This window comes from Crenothrix polyspora (genome assembly GCF_900163755.1).
Classification (GTDB): domain Bacteria; phylum Pseudomonadota; class Gammaproteobacteria; order Methylococcales; family Methylomonadaceae; genus Crenothrix; species Crenothrix polyspora.
This window is the reverse complement of sequence record NZ_FUKI01000120.1, coordinates 1-22778: the sequence shown is the minus strand read 5'-3', so window position 1 is coordinate 22778 and position 22778 is coordinate 1. Positions and strand designations below refer to the sequence as shown.

The window sequence follows — 22778 nt, the reverse complement described above, 5'->3', positions numbered from 1 at the left end:
AAATCATAGATTGAAAATCATCAACACCATTACAGTCAGCTATAGTTATTCCATTTCCAATTCAAGAGATTTCTCACCATGCGTTTTTTAGATGTTAAAACCGATTTCGCTTTTAAAAAAGTATTCGGTAGCGAACGCAGCAAACCGCTGTTAATTAACTTCCTGAATGCCATTTTGGACTACACCGGCGAATACGCGATTACCGATTTGACCATCATCGATCCCTATCAAGCCCCAGCTATTAAAGGCATGAAAGATACCTTTGTTGATGTTAAAGCTGTTTTAGCGAACGGCAGCACCGTTATCATTGAAATGCAAGTGTTGAACGTGGAAGGTTTTGAGAAGCGGGTGCTGTACAACGCCGCCAAAACCTACGCTGCTCAACTCGATAAAGGCGAGCAATACAGCTTGCTAAACCCCGTGATTGCCTTAACCTTTGTCGATTTCATTATGTTCCCTGAACAAAGGGAAACCTTAAGTCGTTATAAATTATTGGAAACCCAAACACTGACCCATTACAGCGATGACATTGAACTTATTTTTATCGAATTGCCCAAGTTCACGTTAAGCCTTGACGATTTGAACAACATTCATGATAAATGGATTTATTTTGTCAAAAATGCGGGCAAGCTTGATTATATTCCCGATGCGTTAATGGTGGAAGCCAGCATTAACGAAGCTTTTGATATTGCTAATGAAGCCGGATTAACTAAGGCAGAACTGGAGGCTCAGGAAAAACGCCATGATTTTATTCGCTTGCAGCGCGGCTCTATTGAAAAAGCATTGCACGATGGGTTACTGAAAGGTCGGACTGAAGGCCGAGTTGAAGGTGCAACAGAAAAAGCTTTGGAAATTGCGCGTAATTTGTTGGATGTGTTAGATGATGCCACGATTGCCCACAAAACAGGGCTAACTGAAGTGGAAATTAAGGCGTTGCGGTGAGTTTATACTCGTGTGGTTGGCGGTATTTTCTCAGTAATTTATCGAGTTGGAAATAGTTTCAGTATGGTGATTTGCTGGCGCAAAACCACCATATGATTGATCTATTTTACGAATTTACGTTCATTGCTAAGCAATGGTTAAATTATTTTAAAATCGGTGGTGACAGGTACGGATGAGCCACCCAAAATAGCGATTGTTACAGCATTGTTATGTGCCCCACCATCGGCATCGTAATACAGCGTATGTGTAGCGGCTTCGTAAATAAACTTATTATTTCCACTATTTAGGCCAACATCAATAGCTCCCACGCCTTTATTGATGGCGAAGCCTTTAAAAATGGTATGCGATAATTGAATTTTATCAATACCTGACGTAAAGTCAGTCAACGTATCGACATTGGTTGTAGACAAGGCGGTATTGAAAATGAAAGTGTCTTTGCCCGCACCTCCAATTAATACGTCGTTACCTGCGCCTCCTACTAATGTATCGTTGCCGTTGTTGCCAATTAAGTAATCGTTGCCGTTACCCCCCATTAATTTGACGGCAGTAGTTTTCGCGTTAACAATAATGGAATCACCTACTGTTGCAGCGGTGAGTAAGCTGGATACTTTATCCACATAAGTTACATTGACGTTGCTAGATACGGCCACACCATCTGTTGCCGACATTTGGAATTTACCTCCCAACACTTTATCATCCACCAAGGTGATAAGCCCGGTGGCATTAGTATCAGCTGGTAGGCTGTTATTGCTGGTTGCTTTAAGGCTAGTATCTAACAATAACGGCTTAATACCTAAGCTGGCACTGTCAGTATCTGTAAAATAATGTGTTAATGCCGCTTCGGTAAAGGTGACACCTTTATTAGTTGCAACTGTGTTAATGGCTGAGTTGCTGACCACCGTTAATGTATTTGCAGTGGCTGTAAAAACGGGGGCGCTATTCGTGTTGTCTATAGTTAAGTTAATGGTTCCAGTATTAGAATCCAACTGCCCATCATTAGCCTTAAAACTAAACACATCGGCACCGACATAATCTTTAGCAGGCGTATAAATAAAATTGCCGCTGGTATTTAAACTTACTACGCCGTGTGTAGGGTTTTGTACAATCGTATAAGTAAGTATATTGCTATCAACATCGATTGCGTTAAGCTTGCTTTCAATCGCTGTATTTTCAGGTGTACTCAGTTTATTATTTGATGCTAGCGGCGCATCATTGACATTATTCAGGGCATCTTCCTGAGTTTGGCTGATTTGATTAATAGAAGTAACATGCGTTATGGCTGTATTTGTATTAACAATTTGATTAATAACCGTATCATTTGGCTTAGTAGTACCTAAAATCTGAGTAACGACATCAATTTTTGTTAAGTCAATCGGTATTTGCGATGTAGCAATGACGTTGGCTAAATTATTAATGCTGGTGCTGCTGTTAGTAGATAAATCAGCCAGCACCACCACTTGAGCCACTATTTTTTGCAACTCAATCGCCTGTGGATTAGCCGCGTTTTTCGGTGCTAAAGGATCAAAGTGCATTAAATCAATGCCTGCGTTAATCCCCAGTGCCGCTTTTACCGCCGTTTCGGCAGCTTGAACAGTACCACCGACATGTTGTTCAATATAACTTTGTACCAAGGTCGTAATAGGATTGATAACGCTTGAACCTTCAGCCCCTTTTATCACCAAATTATTAGGTAAGTTAGTGTCTGTATTCGTACCACCTACGGCAATTATAGTGCCATGTAAATCGCTGGAAAAAGCGAAATTACCATTTGCGTCAGTTTTTGTCCCTGTTTTTTCAGAGGGGTCGGCTTTACCGTTGTTGTTAGTATCCACATACAAATCAGCACCTGCCACATAACCATCTTGCACCACCCCATTAACCACGCCTGACACCTTAATACTCAACGGCGAGCTGGTAGAAGCGCCGTGGGTATCACTGGCAGTTATTGACAAGTTGAGCGTGCCCGCGTTGCTATTAGCCGGTATACCGCTGAATGTATGGGTAGCCTTGTCAAAACTTAGCCAACTGGGTAAAGCAGTACCATCGCTGAGAGTTGCCGTGTAAATGAGTGCATCGCCCTCTGGGTCAACAAAGGCATTACTTGGCAGTGTGTAGTTTAAAGAAGTATTTGCCAGTAAAGCCTGATTACTTAACGGAGTGGCAACAGGCTCATGATTGCTTGCTACCACAGGTGTGTAACCAGCGCTAAAATTGGCTCCCGTAAAGTGCGTTGCCGTGGTGTTTTTCAAAATAGCCAGCGTTTGCCAACCAAAGCCCCCCGCCGCTCCGTCCCAATTGAGTTGTAATTCGGTATCGGCACCATTTTGCATTAAGCGGAAATAGCCGTCATCAAAAGGATTTTTTACGCCATCCCAGCCGTATAAATAAAGTGATAAATCATCAAACTGGTTATTAAGTTCTACTTTATCGCCACCGATACCTGGTTTAAAGTCAGTGACGATAATACCAGATGCTTGGGCTGATTGCGTAGTACCAAAGGCATTGCCAAGGTAAGTAAATAAACTTAGCACATCCACACTTAAATCAGTGCCGCCTTCACCCAGCGTTATGGTGGTTGATGCACCTGGGCTTACCGTGTCACTGCCCGTTCCACCATATAAATTACCTATACCGGAGATATTGTCATTCCCTTCATCACCATACAATGTATTGATACCTGACCAATCAATCAAGCTGTCATTGCCTAAACCACCATGCACGGTATCGTTACCTGTTCCTCCATCAACAATATCATCGCCAGCACCTGCATTAATAATATCGTTATTACCTAAGCCATTAATTGTTTCATCGCCAGCCGTACCGTTTAGAGTCGTATTAGCGCCCGATGTGCCGTTAATAACATGATTAGCCGGGTCGCTAACATTGTTAACCGCTAATGCGTAAGCAGTCGTTACAGGTGTGCTACCCAGCACCGCTTTATCGGTGACTGAAACATTTACGTTGTAGGCAGTTTGAGTTTCGTAATCCAGCGTGACACCAGCTTTTAAATACAGTGCGTCACTTATCGCTTCAAATTTAGCGGCATCGGCACCACTGAGTGTTATGGTATTTGTACCAGCACCATCGTCAGTTAGCTGAATATCTGCGACTTTAACAGGCACACTGGTATCGCTGTTTTCATTAATTGCGATGATGGCATTCGTTAAGCTGACCGCTGTCGGTGCAGTATTAGTCACAACGCGTGGTGCATACGCAGGTAAAAAATTATCTGCGTTAAAACTGCTGGCGACCTTGCCTTCAAACGTAATTAAGGTTGTCCAATTATTACTACTCGCGCTGCCATCTTTATCCCATTGTAGCTGGGTATCGGCACCGTTTTGTACCAATCGTAAAAAACCCGCATCAAATGGATTGGCACTGCCATCCCACCCCACTAAAGCCGATAACACACCCGTATCAGTCACATCTAAATTGATTTTATCGTGGTCAACAACCGAACCCACTGTAAAGTCACTCACCGTAATAATGCCTAGTTTATTGGCGCTATCGGTCATATTAGATAACTCAATAGTATCTGCACCCGCGCCGGTAGTGATTTTGGCTTGTGAGATTCCTTGAGAATAGTTGCGGCTAATATTAATATTAATGACATCATCACCCACACCGGCGTCAGCTGTGGTCAGTGTGGCGATAATATCATTCGTAGTAGCATCTAGTGTATCTTGTAGATACAGATTAATACGGTCGTTACCCGCACCGCCTATTAGCGTTGAATTAGTCGCGTCAGAGAACAAAATATCGTCGCCGTCACCACCATCTAAGGTAAAGCCATTGCCAATCCCTGATAATGAGTCATTACCTTCTCCACCATTTTGATCACCCGTTCCACCGATAACGTCATTACCATCGCCACCATAAAAAGCATTACTGCCATCGTTGTCGGTTATGAAGTCATCACCTGCATCACCAAATAGCGCGTCATCACCTGCATCGCCATTTAAATAATCGCCATCCTCACCACCGTATAAAACGTCTTTTCCCGCACCGCCGCGTAAATAATCCTGGCCTTTATCGCCATAAAGTGTGTCATCGCCAAAACCGCCATCTAATCTGTCACCCGCATTATGAAACCACTCCAACTCTTTGGCGTAAATATCATTGTTGGGATTTTCATCACCACCATGCAATTCATCAATACCTGTCCCACCTTGCAGGTTATCGTTGCCAGCTCCCCCATATAATTTGTCGTCACCAAAATTACCTTTTAAGGTATCGTTACCAAACCCACCAATAAGCTTGTCTACACCTGCGCCGCCATCTAAAACATCATTACCGCTACGCCCATACAGCGTGTCATTGTCTGTTGTTCCCACTTTATTATCATTACCTTCTGTGCCTATCCATGTATTAGGTGCATCATCAGCAACATCCGTTACATTTACTGTTAAATTTTGGCTATAAGTTAATGTACCATCGGTTGATGTCGCTGTAATATTGTAGCTGTCGCGATCTTCAAAATCTGGGCTACTACCCGTGTAAAACAATTCGACGCCATTACGAATTTCAAACAAGCTAGCATCGGTTCCGGTCAGCGTTAATACGTTGCTATTGCCACTGGCATCAAGGTCGGTAATGTTGATGGTTCCAACTAAAATACCTGTGCCAACTGCTGTATTTTCAATAACACTGTTCGCAGATAATGTGATATCTGTAGCCGCATGGTTTATTACCACTGTAATAGGTGTATAGCTTGGGCTAAAATTAGCTGCGGTAAAATCAGATGCTGTTGTGTTTTGAAGTGTTACTAAAGTTTCCCAAGTGTTATATGTGCCTTTACCGTCTATATCCCCTTGCAGTAAGGTATCAACGCCATTTTGTACTAAGCGTAAAAAACCACCTGCAAAAGGATCTTGGCCATCCCAGTTCTCTAATGCAGTGAGTATTCCGGTATTGGTATTGGTATTTGCTGTATTACCTAAATTAATTTTATCGATACCATTGCCGGTATTTGTAACAGAAAAATCAGTAATAATGATAGGCGAAGCTCTGAATGCACTTTCAAGACCAATCTGATCAGTGCCTGATCCAGTAGTGATTTTAATTGAACCTGCGATAGATGGTGTAACAACGATAACATCATCACCTGCACCAGCGTCTATTTCCGCATTATTGCTATTACCATGAAAAGCAAGACTAATTAAATCATTACCTGTGCCACCATTGAGTGCAACTGTGTTATTATTGCTCCAGAATTGAGCATATATAGTGTCATTATCTTCATTACCGTTAAGTGTGTTATTAGTGCCACCACCGTCCCCATTTACGCTTATGTTGTCATTGCCAGCGCCACCCGACAATGTGTTACTGCCTCCCTCATAGTCCTTCAGAATATCATCGTCAACACCGCCATCTAGAGTATCGTTACCAGCACCGCCATCCAGAGTATCGTTACCAATACCGCCATATAGAGTATCGTTACCAAAGTTGCCTTTCAGGGTATCTGCACCTGCATCACCATAAATAAAATCATCTCCTGCTCCACCATCAACGTTATCGTTACCCGCTAACGCATAAATAGTCTCGTTGTTAACTGTTCCTGTTATCGTATCATCGCCATCTGTTGGGGTTGTGGCCAAAACCCCAACAAAGCCAGCCGCCTGTATACTTTGCGCGTCAATCGCCCCCGTGCTGGATTCCAACAGCCAATCGCCACCCAACGCGCTGTGGCCCGTTAAATTGGTTGATGCTGTTACATCCGCGCCCGTTGCTTGCGCCAATTGGTTGATAAACGCCTGCCCCACATCACCCGCCGCCACATTACAGCCATACAATAAAATATCGCCGTCTGCACCCAAATGACTACCCACATCCGCCAATTGATTTGCATAACCCGCAATACTGTAACTATCTAAAATGCTAGACCCTAAATAAACCGCCCCCGACGCACCATGAGACACAATATCTATCGCATCCAAATTGGACTTACCTTGCAAAGCCTGCGCTATTTGTTCTACACCATCACGATTGGCATCCAACACAACAACTTCAGTACCAGCAGGTAAATCAGCAATCAAAGATTGATAATCAGAAACACGGGGATCAATAAATACAATACGATTAGACATGGGCTTGGTTTCCATAAAAAATTAAAAAGTAACGTAACTACGGCTTAGGTAATGCGACTACACTCACTCACTTACAAATACAACGCACACTGCCAGAAAAATAAGCAAGAAATAAGCCGATTAAATGTAGTTATTTTTTACAATGTATTCAATACTATAAAGCCAGGTATTTCAGCCTAATTAAAAGTTATTGTAATTTTTACTGACATAAAATAGAAAAAAACCAAAGCCTTAAGAAAATAAATAAATTGATATTGGCTGCTAAAATCAGCTGTGGCTTACGCATTTTGATAAAAGCTTACAAAGCTGTATTTTTTACTTAAGCACAATTGTTTCTAAATAAAAAATATGCAAATTTTTGACAAAACAACCAAAAAAATAGCAGTGTAATATTTTTTGACAGTGTGAGTAGCGGCAGTTGAGGTGTAATTGCTGGATGTTCAAAAATTTTTAAGGAACAGGTAGTACTTAGTCATTTTTACTTTGTCGAGTACTATAAAATACCCCGTTCGTCCTGAGCTTGTCGAAGGACTTGTGGTTCATGGTTCGACAAGCTCACCACGAACGGTTTTTTAAATTCACACTCGCCAAAATGCAAAAATATCGACATATAATTTTGATATGTCGATGCTATCGATATAGCTAAGCCGCGTGATCTTTAACCCATTCTTTTAGAACATCATTGATGCGCGTTTGCCAGCCTGTGCCGGTAGATCGAAAGTATTCCAGAATGTCTTTATCAAATCTGATAGCCACTTGTTCTTTATTGCCACTGCCAACAGAACGGCCACCACGCCGTTTAGTAATAATCTCTCGCATTAATAAAGCCGCGTCTGGTGAATCTTCATCGTCACTGGGTTCAATGCCATCACGCTGGTTTTGTCGCAACACCGCCCAATCTGTTTTAGATTCGCCACAGTCACGCGCTGCGTGCATTTCATCCGTTGTTATCGTAGTCATTTTCAAGCCAGTCATGGTAAGCCTCTCGTTCGCTTCGTTTAGCAGGTCTAAAACTGATGATGTGGGGGGTTTCTAAAGGTAAATAGACTACTGTTAACACCATAAGTACATCAAATACATAAGCAAATGATTGCTGTCTGTTTTCCCCGTTACGCTCGGTACTCATATCCATCCGAAACGGGCTTTCAAGTACCAAACAAGCATCAATAAAATCGAGTTTATGCTTGTTTATGTTTGCCTCGCGCTTTATTTCATGCCACGTATATTTTTTAGCCATGCGGTTATTGTAGATACGTTTAAATAAAAAAGCCACCTGTTACAGTGGCTTGTGTGGTTAGCTAGTACCCGTGGTTATACGGCGGCGGTTCTGGCATGTAACCGTTAGCCTTGGTTTCTGTGGTTTTGATTAGGAACGTTTTAACATAAAAAACCCCGCTAAGTCAGGTAACTTGCGGGGTTCTGATACTGCGTGGGACTATACGAAACAGCCCGAAAATTTACAAGCTGTAATACATGTCATACTCAACCGGATGTGTACTCATGCGTAAACGAGTGACTTCTTGCATTTTCAGCTCAATGTAACCGTCGATTACGTCATCAGTGAATACACCACCGCGCGTTAAGAACTCACGGTCGTTATCCAGCGCATCCAAGGCTTGGTCAAATGAATGACATACTTGTGGAATGGCTTTAGCTTCTTCAGCAGGTAAATCATACAAATCTTTGTCCATCGCATCGCCAGGATGGATTTTATTTTGAATACCATCTAAGCCAGCCATCATCATCGCGGCAAAAGCTAAATAAGGGTTTGCAGTGGAGTCAGGGAAGCGTACTTCAATACGACGGCCTTTTGGATTTTTAACAAAAGGAATACGAATAGACGCAGAACGGTTACGCGCTGAATAAGCCAACATAACGGGCGCTTCAAAACCTGGTACCAAACGTTTGTAACTGTTAGTTGACGCGTTGGTGAAAGCATTAAGGGCTTTCGCGTGCTTGATGATACCGCCAATGTAATACAACGCAGTTTCTGACAAACCACCGTACAAATCACCGGTAAACAGGTTTTTGCCGTCTTTAAATAATGATTGATGAACGTGCATACCGCTGCCGTTATCGCCCACCATAGGTTTAGGCATAAAGGTTGCTGTTTTGCCATAAGCGTGGGCAATATTAGCAACAACATATTTAAGACCTAATACTTCGTCAGCTTTTTTAACCAAGGTATTAAATTTAACGCCGATTTCACATTGACCCGCTGTTGCAACTTCATGATGATGCACTTCGGTAATCATGCCCATTTCTTCTAAGGTAGAACACATAGAAGAACGCATGTCTTGGAATGAATCAACGGGCGGCACAGGGAAATAGCCACCTTTAACCCCAGGACGATGGCCAGTATTGCCGTCAGCATAAGATTTTTCTGAATTCCAGCCCGCTTCTTCAGAATCAATTTTGAAGAAAGAGCCGCTCATTTCAACACCCCAACGAATATCATCAAAAATGAAGAATTCGTTTTCAGGACCAAAATACGCTGCGTCAGCAAGACCAGTAGATTGTAAATACGCTTCAGCACGTTTAGCCAATGAACGTGGATCACGTTCGTAACCTTGCATGTTTTTAGGTTCAATAATATCGCAACGCAAAATCAAAGTGTTATCATCGTAAAAAGGATCGATAACCGCTGTGCTTGGATCAGGCATAAGAATCATGTCTGATTCGTTAATATGTTTCCAACCGGCAATAGAAGAGCCATCAAACATATTGCCGTCTTCAAAAGTACCTTCATCAATGCTGTGTGCAGGAAAGGTAACGTGCTGTTCTTTACCACGGGTATCGCAAAAACGGAAATCGACATACTTGATGTCGTTTTCTTTTATCATATTTAATACGTTTTCTACTGACATTGTATATTGTCTCCTAGTATGTAATGGGTCTGTAATTTATGCCAAACCCAGTAACGATACCATTTTTTTTAATGCCTTGGCCACTAAAAAAACAAGGGCTAAAAAAACACCCACTTATTTTGTTAAAAAACCTTATGCTTAGTTCATCAAGGCAAAAAATATGCTCAGAAAATTCCGTACTCTGGGTTAAAAACACACGGTTATTTTACTCAGCGACATTTAATAGGCTACGTATTATCGCCGCAAATAAACCGAAGAGCCGCTGGCATCGCCCTTAGCTGCATCATCAAAAATAACACCCCGACCACCCAACACAAGCTCACCCCAAGAAGAAATAAATAAATTTTGTGGCACAGATGTCCAATTGTTATAAACGTCTATTTTAACAGGCAGCGACCAGGTAAATCCTGAATCGGTTGAGGTCCATAAATATAGTTTCTTTTCTGTCTCGTTGGTTGGCGCTAAAGGATTAAATTGTGATCTGAATGATGCCCAATAAATAGTACCTTTGGCATCTATTTCTGCAAGAATCGGGGAAACACCATTACCAAAATAAAAAGGATTAGTTGACTGCAAGCCCGTTAAATCATGATTAGCCCGTTGACCGAACAATGTTGAACCGGGCTTAATAAAGTCACGATCAGGTAGCCAAACACATTTATCCTTAGTGAATACAATATCACCAGCACGTACATTTTGCGTACCCGAAAGCGCTCTCCAGCCTGAATATCTATTTTTAAGACCAATATTAGCTAAAGGCGTATTATTAGGGATAGCTCTGGACACACCATTCCAAGCCACAATGCCCGGCTCATCTTTATCGTCACCGAATAATATATATATCCAGCCGTTATATGGATTTTGTCTAAGTCCATGGATATGATCTACCGCATGAAGGCCATTAGTGTTCCATTTGACAACACTACGCCAGGTATTGCCCATGTCAGTAGATTGCCACAAGCCCACTGCATCACCCGCACCGCCTTTAACCCGATTACGATTAACATTATAATCGCCGAAAAACAGCACCGTTTTACCGGCCACTTTTGCTACCAGCAAAGATCGTTGATGCAATCCACGAATATCCTCATAATGCACATTTTTTTTCAAGCGGCTGTCGTAACTCTCACCAACATTCATAACAGCCTGTTTATTATTGTAATTACCTAAATTATTATTACCAACCGTATTGGTTTTAGGGTTTAATTTGTATAAATAGTTTTTACCCTTAACACCCGCCATAAACAAAACCGTGCCATCGGGTAATGGCCATACTTGCTCAACAGTACCCTCTGTATTATGAACAACATTACTGTTTTTGGGTTTAAGAGCTCTAATAAGCGACCCCGTATACGCCTTGCGAGAAAACTGCGTACGCTTACCAGAAAATTTCACCACTTGCTGTGCGTACTTACCCTCTACTTGATTGGTTCCCCAAATATTAGCTTGCTTATCGACAGCAAACAAACCATCTTGATCAGATGTCAACACCGATGGCTGAGCATAACTTACCGAGGATACGGTTAAGCTTGCCCATAAAATGACTGCTGATGTTATTAATTGATTGGACTTCATTCATCATTCCTTAATTTGTATAAAAACTACTGATTATGTTGATTTTTTATTCTTAACGTTCAAGTTGAGCTTATTTAGCAAAATTTAACGTAATCTTGTTGATTAACCCATTCATAAAATACAGCATAACAATTTTTTTTAACTTATTAAATAGGTAGTTATACATATTGCTTAACTCGTAAGCTTATGTAATCCTATAAACCCTCCAAAGAAGAACAAAAGACCTTAGCCGCTCTAATAGCCACTGCCACGCGGCTATAACTCACAAAGCTATTTTAACTAAATCCACCTAATTAACCGCTACACAGTGCCGCATGGATTTTAAGCCATGCAGCACTGTTGTTTAATGGTTAGTCTGCTATAAACATAGCATCTCCGTAACTAAAAAACCGATACGATGCCGCAATCGCATGGCGATAAGCACACATAACTGGCTCATAATCGGCAAATGCCGATACCAGCATCAATAAGGTTGATTCTGATAAATGAAAATTGGTTAATAAAGCATCAACTGCTTTAAATTGATAGCCCGGTGTAATAAACAAATCGGTATCGCCAAATCCAGCGCTCAACGTACCCGACTTACTGGCTGACTCTAAAGCACGCACAGCCGTTGTACCAATAGCAATCACCCGTCCACCGCGTGCTCTTGTTTGCAAAACAGCGTCAACTGTTGCCTGCGTTACCGCAAAATACTCTTTGTGCATAATGTGCTCTGCTAAATTATCCACTCTCACTGGCTGAAACGTACCGCTGCCGACATGCAAGGTAACATAGGCTGTTTGTATCGCTTTTTGCTTTATTTTATCCAGCAAAGCCACATCAAAATGCAAGCCTGCGGTAGGCGCTGCAACCGCACCCGCTTCTTGCGCAAAAACGGTTTGATAACGAATTAAATCAACCGCATCATCAGCGCGTTTAATATAGGGTGGCAAAGGTATATGGCCTATTTTTTCTAATAGTGTCAATAAAGGTAGCCCAAAAAATTGTAGCTCAAATAAATCATCGTGCCGCGCCAATACATTGCAGCTATGGCCTTCTGCCAAATCAATACAGGTACCCACTTTAGGTGATTTACTCGCTCTTATATGTGCAAGCGCTTGGTGGCTGCCGGTCACCCGCTCAATTAATATTTCAACGTGTCCACCCGTTGGTTTTTTACCAAACAGTCGGGCAGGAATAACCTTGGTATTGTTAAAAACCAGTAAATCATCCGTCTTGAGTAAGTCAATAAATGTATTAAATTGCGTGTCTTCACAGTGTCCGGTTTTTTTGTTCATCACCAATAACCGACTTGCGGTTCTGTCTATCAGCGGTGTTTGTGCAATTAAAGCATCGGGTAAGTCGTAGGAAAAATCACTTTTTTTCATGGTATCATTAAAAATAAATCGTCAAAATAATGCGTTGCAGTAGCCGTTTAGTGCTCTGCAAGTGAATAAAATAGGCCGACCATCATAAAGATAAAAATCTATTTACGCTATTTTGCAGCGCTCAGCATACAATTTTTTTAAAAAAGCTGGTGTTATTAAATAACTCCCTTTATAATGCCTGTAATTCATTTGCCGGGATGGCGGAACTGGTAGACGCGCCGGATTCAAAATCCGGTGATGGTGACATCGTGCCGGTTCGATTCCGGCTCTCGGTACCAATGAATAAATACTAAAACCCGTTAAGTTATCTAACTTAACGGGTTTTTTATTGCCTAAAAATAAGCAATTACCACAAAAAATCACCCGCAACGCATGAATATCGCGTTACTCATTAATCCACTGTTTGTTTGGCGTACACACAACAACCCAAAACTTCATGAATTATCCTGTTTTAACCAGCATTAGTTTACTATTGTGCAGTAACGTGTTTATGACCTTTGCCTGGTACGCGCACTTAAAAGAACTAAGCCATAAGCCTTGGATTATCGCAGCGTTAATCAGTTGGGGCATTGCCTTATTTGAATACTTATTACAAGTTCCGGCTAATCGTATTGGCTATACTGCGCTCAGCGTTGGGCAACTGAAAATTATTCAAGAAGTAATTACCCTGAGTATTTTTGTGCCTTTTTCGATTTACTATTTACGTGAACCATTAAAACTAGATTATTTATGGGCCGGTTTTTGCTTATGTGGAGCGGTGTATTTTATGTTTAGAGAAAAACTATAACGCCCCAAGATACGCTTACTCGTAAAACCAGACAGCAAAACAATCTTAGCCAGTCCCCTTACATTTTGTTTTATCTTTAAGTAAATAAACCTATTCAATAGCGGTCTCACAAGCGCAGCGGCGCGTTTTTTGTTAAACTTATACTGATTTTAGCGGCTTCTGTCAGTTTTTTTAAGCCACTGATGACGCACTATATTGCGTCACGGTTCATTTAACAGCAAGGTCGTTAGCCTGTTAGCGTAACGACTTGCGATAGAATGCTACATTGGAATGTTAAAAATAGACATTAGGAGAGGGTCACCATGTTCTCAACAGTAAAGCAAAGAAAAATACGGATAGCTATTGTCGGCTGCGGCAGAGTTTCAAAAAATCATTTTGGTTCAGTTGAAGCGCATGCCGATGATTTTGAATTAGTTGCGGTATGCGACACTAATCTGCACATACTGAAAGAGCATACAGCACGTTATGCCGTTAAAGGCTATTCTCGATTAGAGGAAATGCTGGAGAATGAACAACTGGATGTGGTGTCGTTGTGTACGCCCAGTGGCACGCATTCACAACAGGCCATTACCGTGGCGCACGCAGGTGTGCATGTTATTACCGAAAAGCCTATGGCAACGCGTTGGAATGACGGCTTAGCGATGGTGCGAGCATGTGATACTGCTGGCGTGCGCTTATTTGTGGTTAAACAAAACAGAAGCAACGCAACGCTTCAGTTATTAAAACGCGCAGTAAAAGAAAAGCGTTTTGGCCGTATTAACATGGTGCATATCAATGTATTTTGGTCCAGACCACAAGATTATTACGATCAGGCAAAATGGCGTGGTACATGGGAGCTTGATGGCGGTGCGTTTATGAATCAAGCCAGCCATTATGTTGATTTAATTGAATGGCTGATTGGCCCTGTTGCCAGTGTACAAGCCATGATGTCAACCTTGAAACGCGATATTGAAGTTGAAGATACGGGGGTATTGAATATTCGTTGGCGCAATGGCGCGTTGGGATCAATGAGCGTTACCATGCTAGCCTATCCTAAAAACTATGAAGGTTCAATCACTATACTGGGTGACAAAGGCACTGTAAGAGTCGGCGGCGTTGCCGTCAATGATATTCAAGATTGGCATTTTGCAGATGAGCAAGATTACGATAAAAATATTAAAGAGGCCAATTACGAAACAACTTCGGTATATGGCTTTGGACATCCGTTGTATTACAAAAATGTAATTGATGTGTTACGTGGTGATGCAGAGCCGGATACTGATGGCCGCGAAGGCTTAAAATCACTTGAAGTTTTAATTGCGGCATATCTATCGGCACGAGATGGCAAAACTGTTAATTTGCCGCTGGAATATTAAATATGGCATACACAAAGCATGATACCGCTATTGTTGATGAAGGCGCTCAACTGGGTGACGGCTCCAGAGTTTGGCATTGGGCGCACATTTGTAGCGGCGCAAAAATTGGTCGCAATTGCTCGTTTGGACAAAATGTATTTGTCGGCAATAAGGTACTGATCGGCAATAATGTTAAGGTACAAAACAACGTATCAATCTATGATAATGTTACCTTAGAAGACGATGTGTTTTGTGGGCCTAGTATGGTATTTACCAATGTGTATAATCCACGCTCAGCGGTATCGCGTAAAGACGAATATCGCAATACGTTGGTAAAGCGCGGTACAACATTAGGGGCTAATTGCACGATTGTGTGCGGCGTTACTATTGGCGAGTATGCTTTTATTGGCGCGGGCGCAGTCATTAATAAAGATGTACCTGACTATGCGTTAATGGTTGGCGTACCTGCAAAGCAAATTGGCTGGATGAGTGAGTACGGTGAAAAGCTGGATTTGCCGCTGACCGGCGCTGCAACGGCAACGTGTCCACACACGGGCAAAGTGTATATTTTAAAAACGGGTCATGTTACCTCTGGAGAATAACGGCATGCAAATTGACGCGGCGCATCATAATGGACGGCTGGAGATAGCGGATGAATTTTCAATATCCAATAAATCCAGTGCTGTCTATCAACAATCACAGCTCGATTTATTACTTGAGGCACATCCGGGCGATACGTGGCTAAAGCAAATGAAAGATATTGAAAATCAAGTACTGTCTTTAGCAGAGGAAGACTTACCCGAATTGAGTTCAAAACAACGTCAACACATTACTGCTTTTACATTACAAGAGGATTAATAAGCATGGATTTACTTTTGGATGTAAATATCGTTGTTGATATGTGTGCGCCTAAAATGGAATGGCAACAACAAGCGCAACAAGCGATAGAGCGCTGTGCAATGGCCGGTGGGCGCGTGTGGTTATACGCGGGATCAGTGCAGGCGCTTACCTATAATCTGAGCAGCGAAATTACGCGTGTGCGTCCTGGTGTTTCTGCCAGAGCCGCCATGCAAATTGCCTTATTAGAATTACAGGCGTTTTCAGCTAATAAACATTGGCTAGCGGCATTAGCCAGCGAAGGCGATGTTTTCAATACGCAAAATCCAGAAAATGAGCAACTGATCAGAGCGTTAAATCGTTTCAAAGTGAATGAAATAGCATTATTAACCCGTGATGACAGCCTGTTAGCAATGAATGATTCACGTATTCTATCGCCGATAGCGTATCTGGCGCAGAGCATGCACGTCAAGCCGGTAGACTTTATTGATTTAAAAACCCAACAAGACGCAATTCGTCCACAATTGGAACATAATATTCATCAGGTGCTGCATCACGGCCAATACATCATGGGGCCTGAAGTCATTCAGTTGGAAGAAAAGCTAGCGACGTATACGGGTGCAAAACATTGCATTACGGTAGCAAGTGGCACAGAAGCGCTGCTGATTAGCTTAATGGCCTTGGGTATTCAGCCTGGCGATGAAATCATCACTACGCCATTTACTTTTGTGGCGACGGCGGAAGTAATTGTTTTGTTGGGCGCAAAACCAGTGTTTGTAGATATTGAGCCCGACACCTGTAACATTAATGCCAGCCTGATTGAAGCCAAAATTACGCCACGCACCAAAGCGATTATGCCGGTGAGTTTGTACGGACAAGTTGCCGACATGGACGACATTAATGCGATTGCGGCAAAATACAATCTGCCTGTGATTGAAGATGCCGCGCAAAGTTTTGGTGCCGAATACAAGGGCAATAAGAGCTGTAATCTTTCCACAATCGGCTGTACATCATTTTTCCCCAGTAAACCACTGGGGTGTTATGGCGATGGCGGTGCAATATTCACTAACGATGATGCCCTTGCAAAAGCTAGCCGTGAAATTCGTGTACACGGTCAAAGTCGACGTTATTATCATACCCGTATCGGTGTCGGCGGACGTATGGATACCCTGCAATGCGCTATTATATTAGCTAAACTGGAGCGTTTTGATTGGGAAGTAACGCAGCGATTAGCTGTGGGTAAACACTATAACCACTTAATGGATGCTGCTGGCATAACACGAATACAGCAACGACAAGATCGCAGTAGTGTGTTTGCACAATACACAATAGTGGTTGATGATCGCGCAAAAGTTGAGGATGTACTCAAGCAAAACGGTATTCCAACAGCGGTGCATTACCCTGTACCGTTAAATCAACAACCCGCTTATCAGGATTTATGTTGCGCGGATTGCACACCTATTGCCAAACAACTTGCCCAACATGTGATGAGTCTGCCGATGAGTGCTGATTATGATGAGACTAATTTTGATAAAATAATGCAATCACTTAGCCAGGTAAACGATTGATTATTTTTTATATTTAAGACATACAGCGTTTTCAACTTAGGACAGTTACAGCCACCGTTCGTGCTGAGCTTGTCGAAGCATGAACGGCACACTTCGACAAGCTCAGTGCGAACGGTTACGCTGTAACTATTGAACTGTGAAAACGCTGTAACTACTCGCTATGCATAAAGATTAAGAGGCTGTAAAGTAGGCGTATTATTCCCACTACGTCTTGTGGCGCACAATAAAACTAATAAAAATATGAGGAAGAGATGAACGCATTCACTAAAACGCTGATGAATTATTTTTTGATTGGTATTTTTGCCGTTATCCCGATTGTTATCATTCTTAAAATTATTATTTTTATCAAAGAATTGGTATCTGATTTGTTCAGCTCGGTGTATGGCTATGCAGATAGCTATCTTTACACAATGTTGTTTTTTATTCTTAGTTTTACCATCTTAGTGTCCATCGGGCGTACGATTGTCGAAAAAGGCAAGCCGTGGATCATTACTCTTTTTGACAAAATTATTGAGCGTATCCCGTTTTTAAATACCATTTATCGCGTGCTTAAAAAAGTGATTGGTATGTTTTCTTCACATGACCAAACCATTGCTAAAGAAATTGTCTATGTTGAATACCCCAAGGACAATATGTGGATGATGGCTTATGTGACCAATCGTTATGAAAACAAATATGTTTTGTTTATTCCTACCTCACCCAATCCAACGTCTGGCTTTACTGTGATTGTTGATAAGTCAAAAGTTAAACAATCCAAGATGGATATTGAAGAAGTAACCAGTCTTATTGTTAGTGTTGGGGTTGACTTTAACAAGCTCTCGGAAGTGACAAAATTGCCTTGATAAGGTACAGCAATACGCATTCTGTCTAGTATTATGCAGATAATATCGCTTGCAGGGATGTTATCTGTTTTCACCTATAGGCCATTATTCCGTGATTACTCTCTTAATCGATTGAGCCGGACAGGTCTAAATATGCCAGGCGGTTTCGCGCAGTAAACCACCGTGTCCAATACGCAATCAAAGCCAAACAATACACAACTGTTTGCAAAATATCCAAAATATTTAACATTGGTCATTTTGATTGTGGTGATTTTCTTCGCGAAACTATTCTACAATTTCTTACAAAAGTAGCGAACAATTTAAACTCAAAAAACGCAAGACATAGACAAACCTCAGGTTTCCCTGTTATTTTTTGAAAATCACCTAAAAATTATGGCTAGATTTCAAAAATCGTCCCGAAGAGACAAGTCCAATCAGGTTTCCTCAAGCTTAACGTAGGGAGACGCACAGCAAACCACCCTGTCTGAGTGTAAATAATACTCAGAGCTTTCTTCATCTGCGATGAATTAAATAATTATTAAATTTCAATTACTAAAATAGTATTATTGTATTATTATGGTAATCGTTGTATTTTTTTCTTACAATTACTAAACTTAAATAACAGAAAAAATACAGCATTCACCGTGTGTTAATGGACTCAGAAATCACACTCATAAAATTACATTTACAAGCCCATCTATGAAACAGTCTACTTTTAGTTTTAAAGTAATGGCACTGCCTTTTTTTTTAAGCAGCAGTGTTTTTTTAGCCCATGCTCATGCGGCGACTTCCCTGGCATCTCAACCCTGGCAATCTATCACGCCCGGTGCAGGAGGGTGGTTTGAAGCCGTCGGCATTGGCCCTACTGGCACAATTATTGCCGCCAGCGATCTCAGTGGCGCTTATCTCAGTACGACCAATGGCATCAGCTGGTTGGCAATTGGCGCACCACAAGGTTTATTATCGACGCATATTTCTTCAATAGGTTTCCATAAAACTAACCCTCAGATTATCTTGCTAGGCAGTGATGACGGTATTTACCGAAGCGCTAATCAAGGTAGAAAATTCACCCTAACGCAAGCGGATCGCTACATTACCAGCATCCAGTTTTCTCCTGGCACACCGGCAACGTATTATGCGGCGGGTCATACGGCTTACAATAGCGCCAGCCCCACTATTTATTTAAGCACTAACAGCGGGCTTTCCTGGACATCACAAGCAGCCACAGGCCTTTCCAACGCACGCATACAAAAGCTGGTTATCCACCCCAAACGCTCTAACGAACTGTATGCGGTTTCTTCGCCGGATCGCTTTGTGTCATTGGCGCTACGTGCGGTATATAAAAGTACAGACAGTGGCCAAACCTGGTCTGCTATTGGTACAACACTGGGCGATGCCTTTGATTTTGCCCTCTCTCCCAGTAATCCAAATGACATGTACTTATCAACAACCACAGGCGTGTATTATTCAGCCGATGCAGGTACAACGTGGTCTACCACTGGACAAGCACAGGAGTTTGATTATTTTGGCAATAATGTCGGTTACAGCGTGTGGCTCGATGCTAAAAATACCAATAGCTTACGACTGGTCAGTAACGCTTTGTCGGTTTGGGAAACAGCCCGTTGGGGTATTTGGGCAGCCACTAAAAAGGGCAGTGATTTCACCTGGCGTTTTATTAATAATAACACCGCACTAGGGGGGCGTAAATCAGGTTGGGAAATACCCGATTATTGGCATTTTTCCAGTTTACAAAATACTGATTTGCTGAGCAACTTCTACTACACTGGCGAAAGTTTGCGTACTATGGCCATAGATCCACGCAATGCCAACCGCATGCTGTTTGTTAATGCACAATGGTTATTTAACACCACAGACGGTGGTATAAGCTTCAAACAATATTTCACCAAAGCCAGTGCTACCGGCGGCTGGCGGTCTCGTGGTATTGAAAATATAAACACGCTGGATGTCGCAGCAAGCCGCTGGAAAACCGGCAAAAACGTCAAAAACGTCATTTTTGGCGGCTATGCTGATATGGGGTGCTGGCGTAGCCTTGACAATGGAGTGAGCTGGGAAAGCTGCAACCCTACGCAACTGGTTACCAGTCCGCCAATAGCGGCCACTCCTTCAATGCGAGATTTCAAAGCCATGCCAGCATCAGCTACTAAACCAGTACGCCTGGCTAGCGCCAGTCCATTGATTCTGCCACGGCCTTATCATGGCCGACTTAACCTTAATATGTACCGCGCCCCCTTTGAGACTGCTTTGGCAGCAGGTGGCGGTTGGCGTGGCGCAGGTGGTAATGCAACGAGTTTTGCGATTGACCAGGCCAATGTAGGTAAAGTGTGGGCAGCGATGGGGGATGATATTAATCAACACATGACGTTATTACGCAGCACCAATTCTGGCAAGTTTGATTCTTGGCAAGATGCCAACAACGGCATTGCAGTAGAAGATCAAAAACTCATTTATGGCATCACGGTTGACCCTAATAGCCCTGTTACACAGCGCACTGTATTTTTAACCGCTAACGGAGAGGTCTATCGCAGTGTTGATGACGGCGTAAATTGGCTCAAGGTCTTAAGCTGCCGAGACAAAACCGCCAATCTCAATTATTGCACCACAACAGCGGTTGATTATTTTAACAGCAAACTGGTTTACGCCGCTGGCAGTGCGGGGCTCTTTGTCTCTAAAGATGGTGGTGATAGCTGGGATTGGACAGAAAGCACGCACATGATAAAACCTGAAAGTCTGACAGACACCTTCAACGCTTATCTGGAGCGCTATTTTATTAGCCGTATTGTGGCAGACCCTTTTACACCTAGCCGTGCTTATATGGCAGTGGTTGACACACGCAGCGCAGGGGGCAAAGGCGGCCTCTGGGCGGCAACCGAAGGTAATAATTGGCAACAATTATACGCAAATCCTTATATGCGCTCAGTGGCTGTGTCGCCCTTTGTTAAAAATGAATGGGTGGCAACCTCATCAATGGCTTATACCTCTGGAGGTTACAGTCCGCAATCAATGGGCGTATTGCGCTTTAATCTGAACGGTAAATGGGAACAGTTAAATAAGGGTTTAAGCTATAACAATATCTCTAGCATTGCGTATGGTGCGCAATCTGGTCGTCTGGTATTGGGAAGCTTGGGTCAGGGTGTCATGAAAAACTGGCGTTAGGCATCAAAAGAAAACGCTTTTTGGCGGGATTAGATGACTTTTTTAGAGAAAAAATTTATGTGCAGCGTAAAAATTATATGCGCTTGCCCTGCCCAGGGTACCCACAGGGCATAAATAAGAAGGTTGGGATGAGGGGAAATTTAAATGCTTGATTTTATCTTCCTCACCCCCTCTCCAGCAGGAGAGGGTGCTTTTTTGCTTAACTTAATAGCAGTGTCCCTATAGGGTACGAACGGTTTTCTGCATGTCCAACTGATTTTTTTAGGATAAAGGCAACTACTCCCGCCATTTTTAGCACTGTCAAATTGATTTACACTATGGAATTAATTTATAATTTAAAGCAACAGGCTTTAACACACATGGTTATAATTTCTTTTACATAAAAATCATTGTGTTATACCTGCTTTGGAATAGCTGGTATAACGGGCTATGCCAATGTCCACATCAGTAACATTTTACAATATCCAAGCCAACCCCATTATCTCTAGGAAATGCCCTCATGAAAAATAATGATGACCTGCCCATTGTAAGGCACAAACTTGCAGCGGCCTTATCGATTTTTTTAGGATTTTATCAAGTCAATAGTTACGCGGCGATTAATCGCCCACCTGTGATTAGCGGACCACCATCGACTCAAGCAGTTGAAGGCACAGCCTACATTTTCACGCCTACGGCTAGCGATCCTGACAATGACCCATTAACTTTTAGTATCAGTAATAAACCGGCTTGGCTCACTTTTGATCCCCAAACGGGTATCTTAACGGGAACGCCAGCTAGAGCCCATGTGGCTCCAGCCAGAATCATTACCATCACCGTGAAGGACAATAAGGGGCGTAGTGCACGATTGACATTTAAGTTGCAAGTGCTTCGGCTTAATCAGCCCCCAACTATCAGTGGCACACCCCAGGCTATCGCACAAGCAGGTGTTGCTTACAAATTTACGCCCATTGCAGCCGACCCTGATAAGGACAAACTAAAGTTCAGCATTGCTAATAAGCCAGCATGGGCGGTATTTAATGTATTAACAGGGGTATTAAGTGGAACACCGAGAACGGCAAACATAGGGACGACAAACGGCATTGTGATTAGCGTCAATGACGGGTATGGCGGTAATAAGAGCCTGCCAGCGTTCAATTTATCAGTTGTGGCAAAAATAACTAATCAGCCACCCACCATCACCGGCAGTTCAGCAACCAGCGTCAATGCCGGTGCTGCATACAATTTTGCGCCTGTGGCCAGCGATCCTGATGGCGACAGCTTGACGTTCAGCATAGGCAATAAACCCGCTTGGGCAAGCTTCAGTACCGGCACCGGTGCTTTAACGGGGACACCAACGGCCAGCGACGTAGGTACTACCTCCGCGATTGTAATCAGCGTCAGTGACGGCAAGGGCGGTACGGCCAGTCTCGCCGCTTTT

The 22778-nt window shown here is 42.6% G+C and carries 15 protein-coding genes and 1 tRNA gene; 10 read left to right on the top strand and 6 right to left on the bottom strand.

From position 1 onward, the window contains the following. The first annotated feature begins 78 nt into the window (after window positions 1–78). Window positions 79–942 carry an Rpn family recombination-promoting nuclease/putative transposase gene (locus CRENPOLYSF2_RS10450; RefSeq protein ID WP_087143890.1) on the top strand — a complete coding sequence of 288 codons (864 nt, stop codon included), beginning with the start codon at window positions 79–81 and terminating at the stop codon, window positions 940–942. Window positions 943–1079: 137 nt separating this feature from the next. On the opposite strand, the gene CRENPOLYSF2_RS18555 is transcribed toward CRENPOLYSF2_RS10450, so the two are convergent. From CRENPOLYSF2_RS18555 to queA, 6 genes are all read right to left on the bottom strand, one after another. Next, a complete protein-coding gene (locus tag CRENPOLYSF2_RS18555; RefSeq protein ID WP_176371099.1) occupies window positions 1080–7028 on the bottom strand; it encodes a DUF4347 domain-containing protein in 5949 nt (1982 codons plus the stop codon). A 642-nt stretch (window positions 7029–7670) separates the two neighbouring features. After that, complete coding sequence (locus CRENPOLYSF2_RS10420; RefSeq protein WP_245807974.1) at window positions 7671–7988, bottom strand: BrnA antitoxin family protein; 318 nt, start codon at window positions 7986–7988, stop codon at window positions 7671–7673. Beyond that, on the bottom strand, window positions 7966–8265 hold the full coding sequence (locus CRENPOLYSF2_RS10415) for a BrnT family toxin (protein ID WP_087143929.1): 300 nt from the start codon (window positions 8263–8265) through the stop codon (window positions 7966–7968). The genes CRENPOLYSF2_RS10420 and CRENPOLYSF2_RS10415 overlap by 23 nt, the downstream gene beginning before the upstream one ends. 220 nt (window positions 8266–8485) lie before the next feature. Then, window positions 8486–9895 (bottom strand): glutamate--ammonia ligase, encoded by a 1410-nt coding sequence (gene glnA, locus CRENPOLYSF2_RS10410; protein WP_087143888.1) that lies wholly within the window; start codon window positions 9893–9895, stop codon window positions 8486–8488. 234 nt (window positions 9896–10129) lie between these two features. Beyond that, window positions 10130–11470, bottom strand: a complete 1341-nt coding sequence (locus CRENPOLYSF2_RS10405; protein WP_087143887.1) for a hypothetical protein — start codon at window positions 11468–11470, stop codon at window positions 10130–10132. Window positions 11471–11820: 350 nt separating this feature from the next. Further along, window positions 11821–12840 (bottom strand): tRNA preQ1(34) S-adenosylmethionine ribosyltransferase-isomerase QueA, encoded by a 1020-nt coding sequence (gene queA, locus CRENPOLYSF2_RS10400; RefSeq protein WP_087143886.1) that lies wholly within the window; start codon window positions 12838–12840, stop codon window positions 11821–11823. A 191-nt stretch (window positions 12841–13031) separates the two neighbouring features. On the opposite strand from queA, the gene CRENPOLYSF2_RS10395 reads away from it, so the two are divergent. The 9 genes from CRENPOLYSF2_RS10395 to CRENPOLYSF2_RS10355 all read left to right on the top strand — a co-directional run. Then, window positions 13032–13118: transfer RNA gene (locus tag CRENPOLYSF2_RS10395), tRNA-Leu, on the top strand. A 158-nt stretch (window positions 13119–13276) separates the two neighbouring features. Continuing rightward, a complete protein-coding gene (locus CRENPOLYSF2_RS10390; RefSeq protein WP_087143885.1) occupies window positions 13277–13627 on the top strand; it encodes a DMT family protein in 351 nt (116 codons plus the stop codon). Window positions 13628–13929: 302 nt separating this feature from the next. Then, a complete protein-coding gene (locus CRENPOLYSF2_RS10385) occupies window positions 13930–14982 on the top strand; it encodes a Gfo/Idh/MocA family protein (protein WP_087143884.1) in 1053 nt (350 codons plus the stop codon). Window positions 14983–14984: 2 nt separating this feature from the next. After that, window positions 14985–15563, top strand: coding sequence for an acyltransferase (locus CRENPOLYSF2_RS10380; RefSeq protein ID WP_087143883.1), 579 nt, complete (start codon window positions 14985–14987; stop codon window positions 15561–15563). A 4-nt stretch (window positions 15564–15567) separates the two neighbouring features. Beyond that, complete coding sequence (locus CRENPOLYSF2_RS10375; protein ID WP_087143882.1) at window positions 15568–15819, top strand: hypothetical protein; 252 nt, start codon at window positions 15568–15570, stop codon at window positions 15817–15819. A 5-nt stretch (window positions 15820–15824) separates the two neighbouring features. After that, on the top strand, window positions 15825–17366 hold the full coding sequence (locus CRENPOLYSF2_RS10370) for a DegT/DnrJ/EryC1/StrS family aminotransferase (RefSeq protein WP_087143881.1): 1542 nt from the start codon (window positions 15825–15827) through the stop codon (window positions 17364–17366). 251 nt (window positions 17367–17617) lie between these two features. Further along, window positions 17618–18208: a DUF502 domain-containing protein gene (locus tag CRENPOLYSF2_RS10365; RefSeq protein ID WP_087143880.1), complete on the top strand. Its 591-nt coding sequence runs from the start codon at window positions 17618–17620 to the stop codon at window positions 18206–18208. A gap of 678 nt (window positions 18209–18886) precedes the next feature. Then, a complete protein-coding gene (locus CRENPOLYSF2_RS10360) occupies window positions 18887–21361 on the top strand; it encodes a sialidase family protein (protein ID WP_087143879.1) in 2475 nt (824 codons plus the stop codon). A 499-nt stretch (window positions 21362–21860) separates the two neighbouring features. Next, on the top strand, window positions 21861–22778 hold a 918-nt coding region (locus CRENPOLYSF2_RS10355), incomplete at its 3' end, for a putative Ig domain-containing protein (RefSeq protein ID WP_176371098.1).